Annotated in this window: 2 protein-coding genes; both read right to left on the reverse strand. The window is 70.2% G+C overall.

Annotated features, from left to right (window positions below):
* Positions 1-1,441: MFS transporter (locus ON38_RS17020; protein ID WP_039825815.1), on the reverse strand; the 1,441-nt coding region annotated here is incomplete at its 3' end.
* 6 nt (positions 1,442-1,447) lie between these two features.
* The gene (gene cobA, locus ON38_RS17025) at positions 1,448-2,719 is read right to left on the reverse strand and encodes a uroporphyrinogen-III C-methyltransferase (RefSeq protein WP_039825814.1); all 1,272 of its coding nucleotides are present in this window, start codon (positions 2,717-2,719) and stop codon (positions 1,448-1,450) included.
* Between the last annotated feature and the right edge of the window lie 13 nt (positions 2,720-2,732).

Genomic DNA, 2,732 nt, shown 5'->3' on the forward strand with positions numbered 1-2,732 from the left:
CGACCTCCTGCGCGGTGTAGCGCAGGGTCAGCGCGATCAGGCCCACCAGCAGGCCGCCGATCGCGGCCACCAGTAGGGCCAGGGTGTAGCCGTCCCCGAGCGCGGTGATCTCCGCCGCGGTCATCTCGGCCGGTTTCTTGATGGTCCCGCCCTCGGACAGGGTCCGGGAGGCGGCCAGCGGGGTGAGCACGCCGATGGCGATGGGCGTCCCCAGATTCAGGAACATCTGCCCGATCGCCGAGAGCGGGCCGATCTCGTCCGGCGGCACCCCGACCAGTACGCACAGCGGGATGAGCACCATGGCTATACCGATGCCGAAACCGATCACCGAGAACAGCGGCAGCAGGGTGGACCAGTAGCCGACGTCGGCGTCCAGTGTCGAGCCGTAGCCGAGACCGGCCATCAGCACCACCGACGCGCTCACCAGCAGCCACCGGGGTGCGACGTGCAGGGCCAGCCGGGTGGCCACCGCACTGCCCAGGCCGACGCCGACGGTGAACGGGATGAACGAGATCCCGGCGACCAGTGGGCTGTAACCGACCACGTTCTGCACGAACAGGCCGGCGAAATACGTCGTGGCGCCCAGTACGCCGCTGGCGAGCAGGATCACCACGAAAGTGGAAACGCGGTCGCGGCTGTCGAACAGCGTCCACGGCAGCAGGGGGTTGTCCACATGACGTTCGGCGAAGACGAAGAGCGGAAGCAGTACCGCGCCCGCGATCAGAGTGCCGTAGACCAGCGGATCACTCCAGCCGAGCTCCGGTCCCTCGGTGGCGCCCCAGACGATCAGCGCACACGCCAGAGTCCCGAGGAACGCGCCGCGTACATCCAGGGTGAGACGCTGATGATGGGTATCGCGCAGTGCGACCAGTGCGCCGATCACGATGAGCACACCGATCGGCACATTGATCAGGAAGATCCACCGCCAGCTCGCCTCGGTGAGCGCGCCGCCGATCACCAGCCCGCCGACCGAGCCCAGCGCGACCATCGAGCCGAAGATGGCGAAGGCCTGATTGCGGACCCGGCCCGGGGCGAACGTGCTCGCGACCAGTGCGAAGGCGGTGGGCGCGGCGAGCGCGGCGCCGGTGCCCTGGAAGGCGCGCGCGGCGATGAGCATCTGCTCGCCCTGCGCCAGCCCGCACAGCATGGAGGCCAGCGTGAACAGGCCCACACCGAGGACGAACATGCGCCGGCGTCCGAACGAATCACCGATCCGGCCGCCGAGCAGCATCAGTCCCGCGAACGGCAGCCCGTAGGCGGTGATGGTCCACGCGCTGCCCGAGCTGGACAGGCCCATTTCCTCCTGCAGCCGCGGCAGGGCCAAGATCACCACGGTGCCGTCGAGCACCACCATCAGCTGTAACCCGCTGAGCACGAGAATGGCGAGGCCGAAGGCTCGTTTCGTCACCGGATACTGGATAGCTGGGGGGTTATCGAGCACAGTGGGTCACTGTAACCGACCGTCGCCGGCCGCCATCGGCGCGGCGCTGAACCCGGCCGTGGGCCCGATCACAATGATCGCCGGCGGCCGGATACCTTCGGCACGGACGCGTTCGGCCACATCGGCGAGCGTGGCCCGCAACACCCGCTGACCGCGCAGGGTTCCCTCCTGGATCACCGTGGCCGGGGTCTCGGCGGGGCGGCCACCCGCGCGCAGGGCCGCCGCGAACTGCTCGATCCGTTCCACCGCCATCATCAGGACCAGGGTGCCGCGCAACCGGGCCAGCGCCGGCCAGTCGACCAGCGAGTCCGGGTGGTCGGGTGGGATATGGCCACTGACCACCACGAATTCATGGGTGACCCCGCGATGGGTCACCGGGATCCCCGCGGCCGCCGGGACCGAGATCGGGCTGGTGACGCCCGGCACCACCGTCACCGGCACCCCGGCGTCGACACACGCCTCGAGTTCCTCGTAACCGCGCCCGAACACATAGGGATCGCCGCCCTTGAGCCGGACCACGAACTTTCCCGCCCGGGCGCCGTCCACGAGAGCCCGGTTGATCGCGTCCTGGGCCATCGCGCGGCCGTAAGGGATCTTGGCGGCGTCCACCACTTCGACATCCGGTCCGAGTTCGGCCAGCAACTCCGGCGGGGCCAGCCTGTCGGCCACCACGAGATCGGCCCGGGCCAGTAATCGCCGGCCGCGCACGGTGATCAGATCGGGGTCGCCGGGCCCACCACCGACCAGCGCGACGCCGGGCGCCATGGGAGTCGCGTCGTCGGTGACCACCCCCGATTGCAGCGCTTCCAGCAGGGCTGTGCGGACCGCGGCCGAGCGCCGATGCCGGCCACCGGCCAGCACGCCCAGGGTCATCCCGTCGTAGCGGGCGGTCGCCGGGGTGACCGCTGTGCCGGACTGGGCGTGATCGGCGCGGACACAGAAGATCCGGCGCCGGGTGGCCTCGGCGACCACGGCGGCATTGGTCTCGGGCCCGTCGGTGCAGGCGATGGCGTACCAGGCGCCGTCGAGATCACCGTCGGCGTAATCGCGCAGGGTGAGGGTGATCTGGCCCGCGGTGGCCATTGCCTCGACCGCGGGGGTGGCCTGCCGGGTGATCACCTCGACGGCCGCGCCCGCGGCGATGAGCAGGCCCAACCGGCGCTGTGCCACGCTGCCCCCGCCCACGACGACGACCCGGCGTCCGTTCAGATCGAGTCCCACCAGGTAGTTCGAGTCCCCGGCGGACAGGTTGTCGGTATCGGCTGACGTGTTCGGCACAAGGCTCGAGCCT

This window comes from Nocardia testacea NBRC 100365 (assembly GCF_000308775.1).
GTDB classification, from domain to species: domain Bacteria; phylum Actinomycetota; class Actinomycetes; order Mycobacteriales; family Mycobacteriaceae; genus Nocardia; species Nocardia testacea.